Source organism: Flavobacterium sp. Root420, assembly GCF_001427905.1.
Lineage (GTDB): Bacteria > Bacteroidota > Bacteroidia > Flavobacteriales > Flavobacteriaceae > Flavobacterium.
This window is the reverse complement of sequence record NZ_LMEF01000001.1, coordinates 666,096-683,600: the sequence shown is the minus strand read 5'-3', so window position 1 is coordinate 683,600 and position 17,505 is coordinate 666,096. Positions and strand designations below refer to the sequence as shown.

The 17,505-nt window shown below is 33.8% G+C and carries 14 protein-coding genes; 2 read left to right on the top strand and 12 right to left on the bottom strand.

The features are described from left to right. Positions 1-169: 169 nt before the first annotated feature. The 3 genes from ASC72_RS03040 to ASC72_RS03030 form a co-directional block, all read right to left on the bottom strand. On the bottom strand, positions 170-2,464 hold the full coding sequence (locus ASC72_RS03040) for a TonB-dependent siderophore receptor (protein ID WP_056186491.1): 2,295 nt from the start codon (positions 2,462-2,464) through the stop codon (positions 170-172). 288 nt (positions 2,465-2,752) lie between these two features. Further along, the gene (locus tag ASC72_RS03035; RefSeq protein WP_056186488.1) at positions 2,753-3,478 is read right to left on the bottom strand and encodes a DUF4198 domain-containing protein; all 726 of its coding nucleotides are present in this window, start codon (positions 3,476-3,478) and stop codon (positions 2,753-2,755) included. Between the two features lie 130 nt (positions 3,479-3,608). Then, entirely contained in the window at positions 3,609-6,038 is a 2,430-nt protein-coding gene (locus ASC72_RS03030) for a TonB-dependent receptor (protein WP_056186485.1), read from the bottom strand. Positions 6,039-6,285: 247 nt separating this feature from the next. Here ASC72_RS03030 and ASC72_RS03025 point away from each other — a divergent pair, with 247 nt between their 5' ends. Then, positions 6,286-7,446: an MFS transporter gene (locus tag ASC72_RS03025; RefSeq protein WP_056186482.1), complete on the top strand. Its 1,161-nt coding sequence runs from the start codon at positions 6,286-6,288 to the stop codon at positions 7,444-7,446. A gap of 271 nt (positions 7,447-7,717) precedes the next feature. Here ASC72_RS03025 and ASC72_RS03020 read toward each other — a convergent pair whose 3' ends face one another. The 8 genes from ASC72_RS03020 to ASC72_RS02980 form a co-directional block, all read right to left on the bottom strand. Next, positions 7,718-8,086, bottom strand: coding sequence for a hypothetical protein (locus ASC72_RS03020; RefSeq protein WP_056186479.1), 369 nt, complete (start codon positions 8,084-8,086; stop codon positions 7,718-7,720). 49 nt (positions 8,087-8,135) lie between these two features. Further along, positions 8,136-8,615 carry a hypothetical protein gene (locus ASC72_RS03015; protein ID WP_056186476.1) on the bottom strand — a complete coding sequence of 160 codons (480 nt, stop codon included), beginning with the start codon at positions 8,613-8,615 and terminating at the stop codon, positions 8,136-8,138. Between the two features lie 34 nt (positions 8,616-8,649). Further along, complete coding sequence (locus ASC72_RS03010; RefSeq protein ID WP_056186472.1) at positions 8,650-9,126, bottom strand: DUF6265 family protein; 477 nt, start codon at positions 9,124-9,126, stop codon at positions 8,650-8,652. 252 nt (positions 9,127-9,378) lie between these two features. Beyond that, positions 9,379-11,682 (bottom strand): type IA DNA topoisomerase, encoded by a 2,304-nt coding sequence (locus ASC72_RS03005; RefSeq protein WP_056186469.1) that lies wholly within the window; start codon positions 11,680-11,682, stop codon positions 9,379-9,381. A 262-nt stretch (positions 11,683-11,944) separates the two neighbouring features. Next, positions 11,945-13,099 carry an NAD(P)/FAD-dependent oxidoreductase gene (locus ASC72_RS03000; protein WP_056186466.1) on the bottom strand — a complete coding sequence of 385 codons (1,155 nt, stop codon included), beginning with the start codon at positions 13,097-13,099 and terminating at the stop codon, positions 11,945-11,947. 61 nt (positions 13,100-13,160) lie between these two features. Beyond that, on the bottom strand, positions 13,161-13,916 hold the full coding sequence (locus ASC72_RS02995) for an AraC family transcriptional regulator (protein ID WP_056186463.1): 756 nt from the start codon (positions 13,914-13,916) through the stop codon (positions 13,161-13,163). Positions 13,917-14,462: 546 nt separating this feature from the next. Further along, positions 14,463-14,834, bottom strand: coding sequence for a VOC family protein (locus tag ASC72_RS02985; protein WP_056186456.1), 372 nt, complete (start codon positions 14,832-14,834; stop codon positions 14,463-14,465). 288 nt (positions 14,835-15,122) lie between these two features. Further along, positions 15,123-16,100: an NmrA/HSCARG family protein gene (locus tag ASC72_RS02980; RefSeq protein WP_056186904.1), complete on the bottom strand. Its 978-nt coding sequence runs from the start codon at positions 16,098-16,100 to the stop codon at positions 15,123-15,125. A gap of 109 nt (positions 16,101-16,209) precedes the next feature. On the opposite strand from ASC72_RS02980, the gene ASC72_RS02975 reads away from it, so the two are divergent. Continuing rightward, a complete protein-coding gene (locus ASC72_RS02975) occupies positions 16,210-16,584 on the top strand; it encodes a helix-turn-helix domain-containing protein (protein WP_056186453.1) in 375 nt (124 codons plus the stop codon). A gap of 71 nt (positions 16,585-16,655) precedes the next feature. Here ASC72_RS02975 and ASC72_RS02970 read toward each other — a convergent pair whose 3' ends face one another. Continuing rightward, entirely contained in the window at positions 16,656-17,090 is a 435-nt protein-coding gene (locus tag ASC72_RS02970; RefSeq protein WP_056186450.1) for a copper resistance protein NlpE N-terminal domain-containing protein, read from the bottom strand. Between the last annotated feature and the right edge of the window lie 415 nt (positions 17,091-17,505).

Below are 17,505 nucleotides of genomic sequence, written 5' to 3'. Positions count from 1 at the left end.
TCAGTTGTTAATAATCAAATTTAAACAAAAAAAGTATTGCGTAGAAAATAAAAAACCTCATCTATTACTAAATGAGGTTTTTATTGAAATTTAAAAACCAAAACTTCTTCTGCTTTCAAAGAATGAAGAGACAGAAAAAGCTTTGGGTAAAAAAATCTAATTCAAATTTTTAGAACTTGTATCGTAAACTTGTCATAATTTGACGAGGAGCGATAGGGTTCACACTATAATTTTCGTGAACTGTATAATTTAATTCGTTTGTTATGTTTGATAATCTGCATAAGATGGAGAATTTTTTCCATTCATATCCAAGAGAAGCATCTACAGTAACATAACCTTCCAAAGGAATATCACGATCTCTAATTGTTACTGTATATGTTTTTGGATTGGTCGAAGGTGTGTTTTCTGTCCATAAATAATCATCATTCCAACCTCCTGTACGATCTCCAACATAATTTCCAATCGCTCCAAAAGTTATTCCTTTTAATAAACCACTAGGTAATTTGTAAAAAAAACTCAAATTGGCAGTGTTTTTTGGAGTTCTTGCTAAAACATTTCCAACAACAAGGCTACCACTTGTTCCGGATGATTTAGATACTTTGGTTTCATTAAAACTATAACCAGCCATAATGTTCAAACCTTCTACAGGTGTCGCTGTAATATCTATTTCAACTCCTTTTCCTTTTGTTGCTCCAACCAATTCTTTTAGATTAGTATTAACGTTTTGTGTAATACCGTCTGATAAATATTGAGCCGTTTGTGCTAAATTATTATTCGTAATTTGGTATACGGTTAGGTTTGTTGTCAAAAAACCTCTAAAGAAATCTTTTTTCACACCAACTTCATATTGATCTATAATTGATGGATCTAATGGTTTTGAATCTACGGTTGTTCCTGTATTTGGAGTAAAAGAGTTTGAATAACTTGCAAACAAAGACAAATCTTTAGTAGGCTGTACTACCAATCCTGCTTTTGGTGAGAAAGCTTTGTTTATAGTTTTAGCACCAGTTACAGGTAATGCATCTTCGTACGCAGTTGTAATGACATTTACATTATTCTTTTTCTCTATCACTTCTTTTGTAGTGGTAGCTTCGCTTTGCTGCCATGACCAACGTAATCCCGCCAGAACTTTTATGTATTGATTTACCGAAACTAAATCTTGAAAATAGGCTCCAAAACGTTGCGTTTCTGTACTTGTCAATTGAGTAGTTCTTGTTGGATAAGGAATAACAGTACTTTGTGTGCTATAATCATAAGTATATAAGTTTATAGCGGTAGCTTCTGTTGTTAAAAGGTCTGCAGGTTTTCCAGGAGCATAGAATCCAAAAGTATAATTTGGAGCAAGAGAATTTTCGTAATCAACTCCGGTAAATATTTGATGTTTGATGCTTCCTGTTTTAAAATTTCCCTGTAAACTTAATTGGTCACCAAAAATTTGTTCTGCACCGTCAGCTTTTGTTAAACCACGTTTCCAGTTTCCATTAGCTTCAATTGTGCTTAACTGTGCTGTAGAGGTTTGTGTTCTTCTGTAAGATTGATAAGAAGAATTAAAGCTCAATTTCCAGTTTTTGTTAAAGTCATGATTAAACAATAAGGAAGCACTAGAAGATTTAGTGTTTGCAGTTGACCAAAGCGCTCCGAAGAACTCGTTACGAGGTAAGTCTAAAATTGTTTTTCCATAGATTCCGGTACCAAAATCAGGAGTCCAGTCGGCACTTAAATAATCCCCTTGTAATGTAATTTGGGTTTTATCTGAAAGATGGAATAAAAAGGAAGGGTTGATATAAATACGCTCGTTTTTCACATAATCTCTAAAACTTTCAGAGTTTTCATAAGATCCGGTAAATCTGTATGCTATAGATTTGTTTAAAGGACCATAAAAGTCAATAGAAGGTTTGTAATAAGAATAACTCCCCATTTGCATAGATACTTCACCACCCTGTGTAAATTTTGGCGTTTTAGTAACCAGGTTCATAATTCCACCTGGTGCAACATTTCCATATAATAAAGCAGAACCACCTTTTAGGAATTCCACTTTTTCTAAAGAAGAAACTTCTGGTATTGAACCTGCATTATATCGGAAACCATTTTTAAACATATTATTGGCACTCATATCATATCCTCTTGAAAAGAATGATTCCTGAGCACCACCACGTGCAGATCCTACATAAACACCGTTTAGATTTTTTACTACTTCACTTAGTCTTATTGCTTGTTGCTGTTCGATTACTTCGCTACCAATAACCTGAACGCTTTGTGGCAAATCCATAACTTTAATACCGGAACGTGCTGCTTCAATCGGCTTTTTAGGTTTATTTGGTGTAATTAATACCTCATTAAGGATTTCTCCTTTTTTATTTTTTACCGTATCATTTACAGAAGAAGTATTTTCTGCTGTTGTGTATTCCTGACTATATGCGGCAAAGCTAAGAAATGACAAAGCAAGGAGTAAACTATGTTTCATGTTCTTTATTTAGATTTAATAAAAATAATTTTTGTGCAAATATAAGTCTACTTAATAGTTTTAACAAAATTTAACAATGTATTTTATTGCTTAATATTGTATTATTTTTACCTTAAGATTGCCTTAAGATATTGTGTTTTTTATTTTTATTCATTATGAATAAGAATTAATTACGGATGTGATATAAAGCCTGTTTACAGTCCTAAACTCTTGAAAAGAAAAAAACCTTGCTCAATGAACAAGGTTTTAAACTAAGACTAATTTTGCATTAAAAAATAAAAGGTATTATTATTTTACTGTAATTAAGTATGTAGCCATTTTCCAGATTTCGTCGTATTTTTTGCCATTATGCTCGCCTGAAGCTTTTTCAGTATAAGCAAATTCGACCATATAGTTTCCTGGCCAGATTGGTGTAAATGAAACTTCTCCGTTTTCATTACTCCATAATTCTTTTTCCCAACCGTTTGGAGCAATCACTTTCATTTTTTGCTCTTTGGCAATTTTGCCTTCATACAGAGCATTTACATTGATTTTTGTATTTTGTTTTGCAGCGATCGCATCTTTAGAAAATAAACTGATAATATTTGAGTTTGCAGCGGCTTCATTTCCTTTTGCAGCATTACCAACCGTAACGGTAGCACTTGAATTGTAATCTAAAACCATAGTTCCGTAAACATCTTTTACTTTATGATGCATTACAATCGTATAAACTCCATCTTCATCAGGCGTAAAAAAAGCCTGGTATTTATTATCTAAAGCTTTTGCCGTAAGTTTAATTTCTTTTTTTGATGGACTAATTACGACTAGTGAAAAATCTTTTAAATCTGAAAACCATTTGTCAGCTTTGGTGATATCATTATCGGAGAATTCTCCAAAGTAAACAGAAATTTCCTGTGCTTTTCCTTTTGTTCCTGTTGCTTTAGTTTCGATCCAAAGTGCGTGAGCAAATAATTGCGGACTTGCCACTAGTATAAAAAGAAATAAGGTGATTTTTTTTAAAGTATTTGATTTCATAAGATCAGTTTTAAATTGTTAAGTATGATATTTTCTACAAACCTAAAGCTTATTTAGAATAATTAAAAATAAAAAGAGATTAATTTAAAAATTAACCTCTTTTTTTGAAGTCTTAATGAGTCGCAAATATTTAGAATTTATAAGTAAAACTTGCAACAGCATTTCTAGGTTTTTGTGGATTTAAAGTAGACCATCCACCATTGAAATAATCTTTATTGGTCATATTATTAATGTTTAAGGCAACGCGGAATTTATTTGTGTTGTAAAACACAGAACCATTAAGAACAGTATATTCAGGTAGTACAAATTTTCCGGTAACAGAACTATTCAGAATTGCATTTTCACTTGCATAATTCCCTCCAAAACCAAGACCGAAATTTTCTAAAGTACCTCCATCAAATTTATAAGTTACCCAAAGATTCACTAAATTTTTTGGTCCTGCCCAAAAAGGCCTTTTTCCTTGTTCTAACCAAACATTTCCTTCATCTCCTTGTGTAATTTTACTATCATTATAACTGTATCCGGCAATAATACTTAAGCCTTTTATTGGCACAGCATTCAAATCAAATTCAAAACCTTTGCTTTGTGCTTCGCCTCCTTGTGCGTTGTACATAGGGTTGCTGGTCACTAAATTGGCAACGTTGATATCATAATAACTAATAGTTCCGGTTAATTTATCTGAAAAAAGATCAGCTTTTACTCCAAATTCTAATTGATTGGCATGTTCGGGTTCAAAAGTTTGAGTTCCTATTATATTTCCGTCATCATCGTAGTTCACGCCCGGAGCAATATTTCTAAAACCATTCATATAATTCGCAAAAACAGATAATTTGTCCTGAATAGGCTGGTACACTAATCCGAATTTTGGAGATAACGCTGTTTGTGTATAATCATCACCATCTGCATTTGCATTTCCTTCAGTATCAAAATAGTCAACTCTCAAACTTGCCATAGCCAATAATTTTGGCGTAATATTTAATACATCAGAGGCATATGCACTATAAGTTGCATCTTGCGGATTGTAATTTCCGGCAGGCTCATTGGCAAGAAGCCTGTCGACAGAAGTCTGCGTTAAAAAATTAGGAGCTTCATCATCAAATTGTCTTACTTCACCTTGTGCGGTAAGATTGTACAATTTTCCATATCCGGAACCTCCGTACATTACATTTCTGTCAAAATAATCTAAACCAACAACTAAGCGATTACGCATTTGTCCGATTTTGAAATCGCCAATAAAATTTTGCTGAATATCAGTTGTAATAGTCTGCGATTGCTCTTTTGTGATCCATAATCCAAAATCACCATTTCCGTCTTCATTATCGTAGATATAAGAATAATATCCTCTTGATTTAGAAGAACTTCTTGATAATACGGTTTGCGAAGTCCATTGATCCGAAATTTTATAAGTCATTTGGCCTTGTAAACTGAATCTTGGATTTTTCATCCCTAAATCATTGCTGTAAAAAGACAAATTGGTGTTATAATTTAATTCGGCCAAATTGGCAAATTGCAAGGGTGCATCTCTTCCCAAAAACAGCATTGAAGGCGTTGTTTTTTCTTCGTGCATAAATTCAGTATTGATAAGGAAGGACAATTTATCATTTACTTTATAAGATAGGGAGGGAGCTACAAAAAAAGAGGTACGGAATCCGGCATCCTGAAAACTGTTTTCAGTTTGGTAAGCCGCATTAATTCTAAAAGCAACATTATCGGCATCATCAAGAGGCGTATTGATATCGGCAGTTACCCGGTTTAAACCAAAACTTCCCACGATATAAGAAGCCTCTCCACCAAAACCGCTATATGGTTTTTTAGTAACCGTATTAATAAGTCCACCGTAACTTACTAAACTGCTTCCGAATAATGTACCGGATGGTCCTTTGATTACTTCAATTCGTTCTATATTTGCCGGATCTAAACTTCCATTTGTCAAACCTGGTAATCCATTTACAACGTTGGCCTGAACTTCAAAACCGCGCAAAGAATAATAAGAACCTCCATCGCCACCGCGTCCTGTAGATTCCCATAATTTTTGGATTCCAGGTACGTTTTTTAAAGCATCTTCATAATTTGTAATCGCTTGTTCTTTCATTAATTCAGATGAAACAATATTGTAAACCTGAGGATTTTCAACGTTTTTCAAAGGCATTTTAGAAACATAAGTACTTTGTTTCGGGAAAGCTTTTCCTCTGTTATTGGTTATGATAACTTCTTTTAATTGTTTGTTGGAAACTTTTAATTGCAAATTAAGAGTAGAAGTTTCATTAGTTGCAACAATTACGTCCTGCTCTAATGTTTCGTATCCTGTTAAGGAAACCTGCAAAGTGTAAGTGTTTGGTTTAACTCTGTTGAATTCAAAAGCACCATCTTCATTACTAACAGTTCCGTATTTTGAATTTTTAAGAATAATATTAACACCAACTGCCAGTTCTCCGTCAGAAGTTGTGATCGTTCCTTTGATTTTTCCGAAGTTTTGCTGAGCAAAAGTATTATTTGTAAAAATGAGAAATAAACAGATAATAGCAAGAATATGCTTTTTACTGTGGTTTAAATAATTCATGATTTTTTTATTTTTGGATTAATTTCGAATTGTTTTTATTTAGAATTAATAAAAACAGTGCAAATGTAGAAATTAATATTTCCTTAACAAATATTATTTTATTTGATTTGATGCCCTTTTTGTTATATAATTGTCAATTTGTTTTTTTTGAATATGGTTATTTGAATTTTATTGAAAAACCATTAAAAAGGTAAAAGTTCGTTGTTAAAAGCCTTAATTTTGCAGGCGAACAAAATGACACAATTTCATGATCATTCCCTTTTTAAAAAAGATACAAGGTTCTCCAAAAGGATTTAGGTTAGCCAATACTGTATTTTTTTTCCTTTCCGGATTTGGATATTCTTCATGGGTATCCCGAATTCCACATATACAGGCAGAATTACATTTATCTGAAGCTGAATTTGGTGCTGTTTTATTTGCATTTCCCATTGGTTTAATGCTCACAATGCCTTTCACCGGAATGTTATTAAATAAATACAGCAGCCGTTATATTATGCTGTTAGGAGCAATTATGTTTAATATTGTCCTGTCTTTGCCCGGTTTAGTTGCTTTTGTATGGCAATTGGTTATAGTGCTTTTAATCTTTGGAGCTTCCCGTAATATTTTTAATTTATCCATTAATGCACAATCTTTGGAAGTTCAAAAATTATATCCAAAATCAATTATAACGCGTTTTCATGCTGTTTGGAGTATCGCCGTTTTTTCGGGAGCTGGTTTAGGCTATGTAATGGTCACACAGCATATTGCGCCGTCCTATCATTTATTGGGAGTAAGTGTTTTTATGATGGGACTTACAGCTTGTTTTTATCCAATGAGTATTCATAATGAGCCTGTACCGGTTAAAAAGAAGTTCTTTTCAATGCCGGAAAAAAACCTGGTCAAGTTTGCTTTAATCTGTTTTGTCTCGATGGCGTGCGAAAACACCATGTACGATTGGAGCGGTATCTATTTTAAAAATATATTACATGCGTCTCCTAAATTAACCAGTGCTGCATTTGTATTTTTTGCAACTGCTGTAACGCTTGGACGTTTGTTTGGAGATTATGGTGTAATGAAATTTGGCACGAAACGAATTCTGTTTTACAGCGGGATATTAATCACAGTAGGTTTTGGTATTTGTTTTATTCTGCCTTATGCGTATCCAACTATTTTTGGCTATGTTTTAATTGGAGTTGGTGTTTCCTGCGTGGTTCCGTTAGTATTTAGTATTGCCGGACGATCCTCAAAACTAAGCAGTGGTTCTGCCTTAACTTCTATATCTACAATCGGTTATCTAGGGTTTCTATTAGTTCCGCCAATGGTAGGTTTTATCTCTGAATATCTAAGTATGAAATGGGCGTTTTTGATTATGGCACTTTTGGGGATACTGATGATTTTGATGGTGAATAAGATTGGGGAGAATGAGTAGTTTTTTGAGTTACTAAGATTCTAAGATTCTAAGCTTCTGAGGTTCTAAGATTTTTGTCAACGCAATTTTTTATCTAGACTGGACTGAAGTCCAGCCCTATAAAATGCGTCGAACCTATGGTTCTTTTTTGATGTTGTAATGTCGTCCCGAAGCTTCGGGATTAATCCGCTGAAGTTGTCAATTTGAAATTGAATTAAGATAATCGTCCCATTTCTGTTTTTCAATGATATAAGAGTATTGTAAACCCTTTTCATAGATTCTTATTTTGTTCTTAAATTGAAGCCGTATCTACATAAAATAAATCCAATTCTTCTTTTTTATTTAAGAAGTGAATAGAATAAACAGCGGTTGGGCAACAGCAATATCCAGTTTTTTTGGCATTTAAAAACACTTTATCAAAATTTTCAAGTTGCTGCTTGTTTATAACTTTAAATTCTTTTTTTGAGACGAAAAATTCAACATCTGTTATTCTTCTTTTTGTAGTTGTTATATCGTACAGTTTAATAATTATTTCAGTACTGTTAGATTTTGTTTTGTTAAAGGAAAAATTATCAATGATATCTTCTAATGTATTTTCAATTTTTGAATTACAACTTACAATCAGAATTGAAGTTAGAATTAAGAGGAAAGTTTTTCTCATTGTTCAATAGCAGCTTCAGTACGATATTCAAATAAGATTAGTACTTTTTTTATTTATTACTTTTTAATGACTCACAATTTTGCAATGAATTTTTCAATTCTAATTCTTTTCTAAATTTTTCGGGTAATTGCAATTTATGGTAACAAAAATCTTTTATTTCATAGACCTGAGTTTCTTTATTAAATAAGATTGCCTTTGGTGAATCATAATCTGAATTATAATACCAAACGTCAAAATTTATGTCGACATATAAAGACCAATAATGATATTTGCTGAAAGTTTGATTTAGGCTTTGTTGAAATAGTATTTTGTTTTTCGAATTTCTAATGGCAAATATTAGCGAGCCATCTTTTAATTCTTTAACTAAAAGATTTCTTTGTTGATATGGATTTGAATAAATCCCAGCTTCATAAATAAATCCCGATTTGAGGTTTTTATAATCCAATCCAGGATCACCACACGATATAAAAAGAGAAAGTAAAAGAATAGGAAAAAATAGAATTTTTACTTTTTTTATAATTTTAAACATTTTACTTCTTATTTTTAACCATTTACAAAAAATTCTACTTCTTAGTCATAACAAACTTCTCTTTCGTCATTTTCCCTTGCAAATTCCCTGAAATTTCAGCCGTCAAAGTATTATTAGCTCCTTTTGTATAAGTAATTTTTTGAGGATAATCGTGCGATGGATTTTCGAAAACCAATTTGTTTTCGCTTTCTGTAGTCGAGCCAAAATCGATGGCTTTGTCGTTGTTTTGTCCGTTTACGGCTGCGCTGTATAACAACATTTCTCCTTTTTGTGCTAAGGTTATTTTTTCAGAATGTAAAGTGTCATCGTTTTTTATGAAATATGAAGTCGCAGTAAAAGTACTATCGTTTACTTTTTTCCAGCTTTCTGTCAAAACACCGTCTTGCGATTTATTTTCCCAGGTTCCAATAAGCCAGTCGGCCAGTTTGATTTTATCTTTTTCAACAGTTTCTGCTTTTTTACAAGAAACAACGGCTACTAAAACAAGTAAAAGAGTGGTTTTTTGAAACATATTTTTGGTTTTTAGGTGTTAAATAGATATACTAATGTATGAAAAAAAAGTTTATCATGACTCAACCGAAGGGAATAGGCGAATCAATTCAATAATTTTTATTTCAGGCAGATTCTGCTGATTTAAGAAGATTAATTTTGATTTAAAAATATATAAATCTGCGCACATCTGCTTAAATCTTTTTTAAATCTGCGTGAAATAAAAATTATTGAATTGATTCTTTATCCCTATAGTTATCGAGTGGATAAACAATTAAATACTTTCTGTTAAAATGGCGTAAACCAATTCTTTAGTAGGTTTTTGATCTTTTAATTTTGTCCGGACGTCATCAAAAGTGACTTTGAAATCACAACCCAGTTTATAATCGCTGCAACCGTAAGCTGTGTTTCCTTTTAGAACCGTTCCTTTTTTGCATTTAGGGCATGCTAATGCATCCGATTTCGCTTCAGGTTTTGCTTTTGGAGCTGTTTTTTTTGCTTCTAATTTAAGTTTGTAATTTTCCTCAAAACGAATCAAACCTTCTACGGCACCGGCTTCGGTTTTAAAGCCTTTTATGTTTACGGTTGAGCCTTTTTGAAGCAATCTCATATATTGACTCTCCGTTATCTTTTTATCAGCAAAAACATAAGGCAATACAAAATCACAACCCGATTTATATTCAGAACATCCGTAAGCCGATTTTCCTTTGATCAGATTTCCTTTTTTACATTTAGGACAGGCTTCTGCCAAAATTCCCGCAGCTTTTTTTTGCTCGACTTTTACCGCTTCTTTTTGAACATTTCCGGCATGCGAAATATTGGCGTGTCTAGTTTCGCTTCGGACTTCAGTGACCAATGCTTCGACCATGCGTTTCATGTTTTTAATAAAGGCGCCAGCAGTAAAAGTACCTTTTTCAATATCTTTCAATTGCTTTTCCCAGGAACCCGTCAATTCTGCCGATTTGATTAATTCATTCTGAATCGTTTCAATAAGCTGAATTCCGGTTGGGGTTGGCAATACTTGTTTTTTATTTCGAACGATATACTGGCGCTTAAAAAGCGTTTCAATAATGTTCGCGCGCGTAGACGGACGGCCAATACCGTTTTCTTTCATCAATTCGCGCAAATCTTCATCATCAACCTGTTTACCGGCGGTTTCCATGGCACGCAGTAAAGTTGCTTCTGTAAACTGATTCGGTGGTTTGGTTTCTTTTTCTAAGAATGAAGGTTCGTGTGGTCCTTTTTCGCCTACAACAAAACTTGGCAATAGATCAGCTTCTTTTTCCTTGGCATTTGGGTCTTCAAAAACAACACGGAAACCTTTTTTCAAAATCTCTTTCCCGGTGGTTTTAAACAGTACTTCGGCAGCTTTACCAATTACTGTCGTATTGGCCACCAAACAATCATCATAAAAAACCGCAATAAAACGTTTTACAATTATATCATAAACCTGTTGTTGATTGTACGGTAAATTGATTTCTATTCCGGTTGGAATAATCGCGTGGTGATCCGTAACTTTTTTATCGTTGAAAACCTTTGGAGATTTCTTTATTTTTTTCTCTAAAATCGGCTGTGTCAAAGTACTGTAATTCGATAATTTTTGCAGAATTCCCGGTACTTTCGGGTAAATATCACTTGGCAGGAAAGTCGTATCAACTCTCGGATATGTCACTACTTTTTGCTCGTACAAACTTTGCGCAATTTTAAGCGTTTCATCTGCCGAAAATCCGAATTTTGTATTGCAGTATACTTGCAATCCTGTTAAATCAAACAATTTGGGAGCGAACTCGTTTCCGTTCTTTTTTTCAACCGAAACGATTTCGAATTCACTTTCTTTGACTTTATTCGCTAAAATCTCTCCATCTTCTTTATTGAGAAAACGGCCTTCTTCATAACTAAAAAGTGTTTCTCTGTATAAAGTCTGTAGTTCCCAATAGGGTTGAGGTTTAAAATTCTCAATTTCTTTAAAACGCTCCACAACCATTGCTAAGGTTGGTGTCTGCACGCGGCCGATAGACAACACTTGCTTGTAACCGCCATGTTTTACGGTATACAAACGTGTAGCATTCATTCCGAGTAGCCAATCGCCAATCGCTCTGGAAAATCCGGCGTAGAATAAATTATCGTAGTTGGCAGAGGGTTTTAAGTTTTCAAAACCTTCTTTTATGGCTTCTGTTGTCAAAGACGAAATCCACAAACGCTGCACTTCACCTTTGTAGTTGGCTTCGTTCATCACCCAACGCTGAATCAATTCTCCTTCCTGCCCGGCATCCCCACAGTTTATAACCACTTCGGCTTTGTCAAATAGACTTTTTACAATTTTAAATTGCTTTTGGATTCCTGAATTTTCAACTACTTTGGTTTCAAATTTCTCCGGTAGCATGGGCAGGTTGTTTAAATCCCAGCTTTTCCAGTGCGGTTTATAATCGTTGGGTTCTTTTAAGGTACATAAATGACCAAAAGTATAGGTCACAGCATAACCATTACCTTCGTAATAACCATCGTGCTTAGTATTGGCACCCAAAACGGATGCGATTTCACGTGCTACACTTGGTTTCTCGGCAATACAGACCTTCATTTTCTCTTTCTTAATTGGAAAGCGAAATTAGGGATTTTTTATAAGAAAGGTGCTAAGTTGCTATCCCGAATCCTCGGGACTGAGATACTAAGTTTTTTGTATTGTAGTTAAGAAGCTGTATATGAAGTTTTTTAGAGGAGGATTTATTCAATCTCACAGCGACGTAGAGTTTTCTCTCGCAGATTTTGCAGATAAATGTATCAAAAAAAAATCTGCAAAATCTGCGAGAGAAAATTATATTATTACCTTTCTATATTGTGAGTTACGAAAAAAACTCCAACATCGTTTTCAATGAATCTTTTGAATGCATTTTCTCACCATTTTCAAGTGATTCCTCTGCAGCTTTTGACGCTCTTTCACGCATATTTGATTCGTAATTGGCAAGAGCTTCGTGAATTGTTGCAAATTGATCAGAAGTCAGATTTTCGCTTAATTCCAAAGCATCAAGCATAGCCATATTTGCACCTTCACCTGCAAAAGGGGGCATTACATGGGCTGCGTCGCCAATGATGGTTACATTAGGCAAAGTTTCCCAGGTCTGATCTAGGCGGATGCAATTAATGGCCCGCGGAATAAAAGGTACCGAAACATTTTCGAATAATTCATGCCAGACAGTACTCCATTCCGGATACGCTTTTTTAAACCATTCTAAAACTTGTTCTTTATCAGCGTAGTCTAAACCACTGTAGATAGACCAGTTTTCATCAGCTTTAAAGCTGGCGTAAAAACCAAGAGCGCCGTCACCTTTTTGTCCCATTAAAATGTTTTTTTCATTTCCGAAGGCCATTATTTTACCTCCCTTTATTACCGAATGCAGCTGTGGTGCCGCCTTTTCAGAATCGTAAATATTGCCCTCCAGCATTGTTATGCCTGAATAAAATGGTTTTATATCTGTGATGTAGGGACGGATTTTAGAATTGGTACCATCAGAACCAATTACAATATCGGCGTAAACGGATAGACCGTTTTTGAAATGCAGTAGCCAGCCTTCGTTTTGTGGTTCCATCGAAATAAAATGGCTGTCCCAAACTACGGTTTCAGGCTGTAAAGATTCCAGTAATATTTTTCGGAGCACGCCGCGGTCAATTTCAGGACGGAAATATGCATTGTCGAAATCTTCCTTAAGATTCGTTTCGTGATCGCTGTAAAATACTTTTGCCTGTTCGTCTAAAATGAGTGTTTTATCTGCACCAGGCATAAAGTTAGTTCTAAATTCTTCAAATAAATTGGCTTTGCGAATAGCTGCTAAACCTGAGTCATCATGCAAATCCAATGGTGAGCCTTGCACTCTTGCGTTTTTATTTAAATCTCTTTCATATACTTTTACATCTACGTTTTGCAGTAGTAAAAGTCTGGCTAATGTAAGTCCGCCTGGACCGCCGCCAATGATTGCGACTTGTTTATTTTCTAGTAACATTCCGTTCAATTTTAAATTAATTTCGTTCCGTTTGGCTTCTCAGCCTTTGGTTGGAACAAAATTATTGTTGTTTTAGAACGGATAATAGTATAAATCGGTCATCTTTATTTTTCAGCAGTTCGCTGGGTACAACGCCGGAGAATTTTTTTATTTCTTTGATGAAATGCGTTTGGTCTGTAAAGTTTAATTCGGGGAAAAGTCTGCCTTTCGCAATATGCTCTAATGATACCTTGAAGCGCAGTATTTTACAAAATGCATTTAATGAAAGTCCGAATTGTTTATTGAAATACCGATTGATTTCACGGCTGCTCCAGAATATTTCTTCTGAAAGCTGTTGTATTTTTATTTCGCCGTTTGATTCGTAAACCAGTTTAAAAAGTTTACGCTTTCTTTCGTCGATTTTGGTAGGCAAAAATTCCTTTAATTTTGTGGCTATTTTAGAATGAAAGGCCTCAAAATCTTTTAAATCATCAGTGGTAAATTCCCAAAAATCATTAGGTAAAACTTTGGCACTATTTAAAATATCGGCAATAGAAGTTTGTAAAAGATATTCAGCTCCCAAGGGTTTAAAACTAATTTTAAAAGCGATTGTATTGGCTGGAATAATCTGTTGCTCAGGCACATTTTCAAGACCAATAAGTGCAACCTGAAATGGCTCCGATTCAGATTGCATAAAAAACAAATCAATTCTTCCGTCTGGCATTAAGACCACTTCCATGGCTTTGTTTGACGGATTATGAAACATCCCAATATTTTCTACAAAGTCAGCAAGTAACTCGTCTGGTTCTACAGCTTTATAATAGAAGTCATTGTTCATAATGGTAATTTTGTGTCGCTTATTATACTAATTTGTACCCCTAGGACAACAAAATCAAATTTATAACAAAAAGTTCAAATCTTTAAAACAAAAAAGGGCAATGACAAACACGATATATCAACAACAATCAAGAAGAACACGGTCATGCACAATCACAAAACTCATCCATAAGACAACTAAGATTATTAGGAAATTAATAATAGTGAATGCTGTGTAATAATTTCTCTGAAAATTGTTTGACTTGTTACTAATTTTTACGGCATAAAACTTAGAAGTAATTGAAATGAAAGCCAACAACACTAATACAATAATCCCTGGATAAAAACCAGTGATTGCAATACCAATTATGCTTAGTATTGCTACAATAAGAGATACTATCATAGATACGGAACTCACAATGCTAAATGTTTTCATTCTCATTTTGATTCTATTTTAGATTAAAAATCTAATTTGAATGCTCTAAAGTACAAAAGTTACTTTTATATACAAAAAACTACAACTTTAAGGTTGTAGTTTTGAGACGTATCCTGTATTCATAATCAATTTTTACTCAGTCTTTTTTTGCAGATTGAAGACAGTACCGGAAGGATCCATTATCCAATGCATGTTTTGTGGAATTTCTTCAATTTCATCACAGGTTTGCACACCGTTTTGTTTTAGATAACTTGTCGCTTCTTCGACATTTGGTACTGTTAATTGTAACCAGGTTTCAGAATGGGTATAATTGTCAACGCAGTCCAGCCAAATGACATTATTCCCGAATTGAACTGAATGTGTCCTTGAAACTGTCGGGTTAGTTATAGGCACTTCTTTAACTTCCAGTTTTAAAATGTCGCGGTAAAATGCTACTGTTTCATCATATTTTTGTTTAGGCAGCTTAATGGCAATATTAATTCCTGCTTCAAATTGTGTTTCCATAATAAAATGTATTTCATTTAATAAATTATTAAATGAAATATAAGAATTTTTTGATTCTTAATGAGGGTTTCGTATTTTTTCCTATCGTTGTTTACACTTGAAATTAAATTTTCTGAGGCAGTATTTTTTAAATGATTCCGGTTATTTCCATAACGGCCCTCAATTTGTTCGGATTGATTGCCGTAAATTCCAAAAGATTCTATTTGCTGATTTGTATTTTCAGTAATTCTAAAGTAATAATGTTAGCCAGTTCCAATCAGCCAATTTTATGAAATTGTACTTTTAATCTCAATAAGTAAATTTTTGGCCTTGCCAATTTGTAGTGCGCAGAAATTGTTCCCAATTCAGACTGTCAGGGTTTGTTTGGCGGCTCCATAGCAAATCACGATTTTTATCGTAATAACCATATTCAACTGCATATTCTGCCATTCCTACTATTTCGCGCACCAAAAGCTCATTTGTGCTAAAATCCGGGAAATGATGAAGAAAATCCTCTCGTGTAAATGCAGAACTATATACGGCCTTTTTGCCTGTAACCCGTGTAAAAGTATCGACCATTTCCTGAGGTGAGATAATTTCGCCGATTACCGGTAAAGCCTTACCTGCATATTGACTTGGATTCGAAAAAATTTCTAAAACAGCGGGCCCTGTTGCGGTAAGAGGATCTACAAATGGCGCCCGGAAATCCTTAGGCAAATAAATCGGAAATACAAGCGTATCACCCCTTACAATGGGAGTATAAAACTCCATGAGATTAGTGTAAAAGAATGCCATGTAGATAAACGAGCTTGTAATGGGAAGTGTTCGAATATATTGCTCAATATTGGCTTTGTCTGTAAAGTGCGGTGCAAATTTTTCCCCCTCTGTAATTTTATCTACATTTTCTAAACTACTAAAAATAATGTGCTTTACACCAGCTTCAACTGCCGCATCTGCTAATTGTTTGCCCAATTCAAATTCGTGAGTTTGCGGCGGGGCAATGTTTGGGGTCATTATAAAAACACCATCTGAGCCACGAAACGCTTTCAAATAGTCTTTTTGATAGCCCAGGTCGAGAGGTACACTTATAAGTTCGGCGCCTTGTTGAATTAGGTTAAGCGCTTCTGGTGAATTAACGCGACGGGTAATGCCCCTTACGCGGTAATGTCCGCTCTGTAACAGGGTACGAGCGGCACTTTGTCCTTGTTTGCCCAAAACCCCAACAATAGTAATAAGAGGTTTGTCTTTTTGTGTTTCTATTTTATTTTCTTTTGAATTCGATTCCATACTTAAATTATTAAGATTATTTATAACTATAAATTTTATAGTTACAAAAGTATTTTTAGTTTTATACATTTGCAATAACTATCCATATGGATAGCTTAAAAATTTAAGTATGAAAACAGAGTGTATTGGCGATTATGTAAAACTAAATGGCGAAATTTATCCTTGTACAGTTAGTCTTACTATGGATTTAGTTGGTGGGAAATGGAAAACTGTTATACTTTATCATTTAAAGGACGAACCAAAAAGATACAGTGAACTTCGCAAAGAAATGCCTTCTATTACTGAAATGACATTAAGTTTGCAGCTAAAACAATTAGAGAAAGATGGTCTGGTATCAAGAAAAGTTTATGGAAAAAAACCACCTATTAAAGTGATTTATAGCTTAACTGATTTTGGTAAAACTTTTGTTCCGGTTTTGGAAGCGATTACAGCATGGGGCAATCAGGTCGTTAGTGAGAAAGGAGAGTTTGTTTTTGCTAAATAGTTTTAACATACTTAGTCAACTGGTTATAATTTTGTATGTTCAGTTTTATTCAAATTAGCGGTATTTTGGTTTTACATTTTAAAAACATCAAGTCTCTCCATCCAGGAAATTCCTGACTCCAAAAATGTAAGTCTCGTTTTAACGATTTGATCTGATTTGTCTCTTGGATTTTTAGTTTTAAATCGTGCTGTTGAATTATTAAAATCCAAAGTATATTTTTCATCAAAGTCTTCTTGTTTGTTGGAAGAAAAAGTAATCATATTGTCTTTTGAAGTCCATTTTCCTTTTCCGTATTTATTGACTTCCGGAGGAACACCTCCCTTAATATTCGAATACGAATGAAATACAAATGTGCCATCTTGATTTAGAGTCAATTTGTATTCAATTATATGTTTTCCGTCTGTGTCACTAAGTGTGCGGCTATAATCGCCAGTGAACTGAGTTGATTGTGCGAATAGGGTTAAATTGAAAATTAAAAATAGGATGGTGGTGATTAGTGTTTTCATTATATTTTTTTAAAAGAATAAGATTAATGTTTTTATTCAATCTCGATATATTCAGATTTGTCTTTTTCATTAATCGCAAATCTTTTATTATTGAAGTCAAATTTATTCATTTTTTGTGTTGGTTTTGTTCTAATTTTCTTTGTTCCTCAGATTTGCAATCCGAAACATTTTGGTATAGAATTATACTTTTTTTGAATAACTTTTATGTAAAAAGAATATCGAAATAATAAAAATTAAAACAATCGAAATTTTTACTCCAATAAACGAACAAAAGGTGTAGGATGTTATCATGCTTACTAAAAATTTGACAGCTGAAATTTGATTTTTAAAATAATAGTATATTAAAAAGGGTATGCATATAAAATCAAATACAAGTACAGATAGTGCCAATTCGTATCCTTCGCTTAATTTAGAA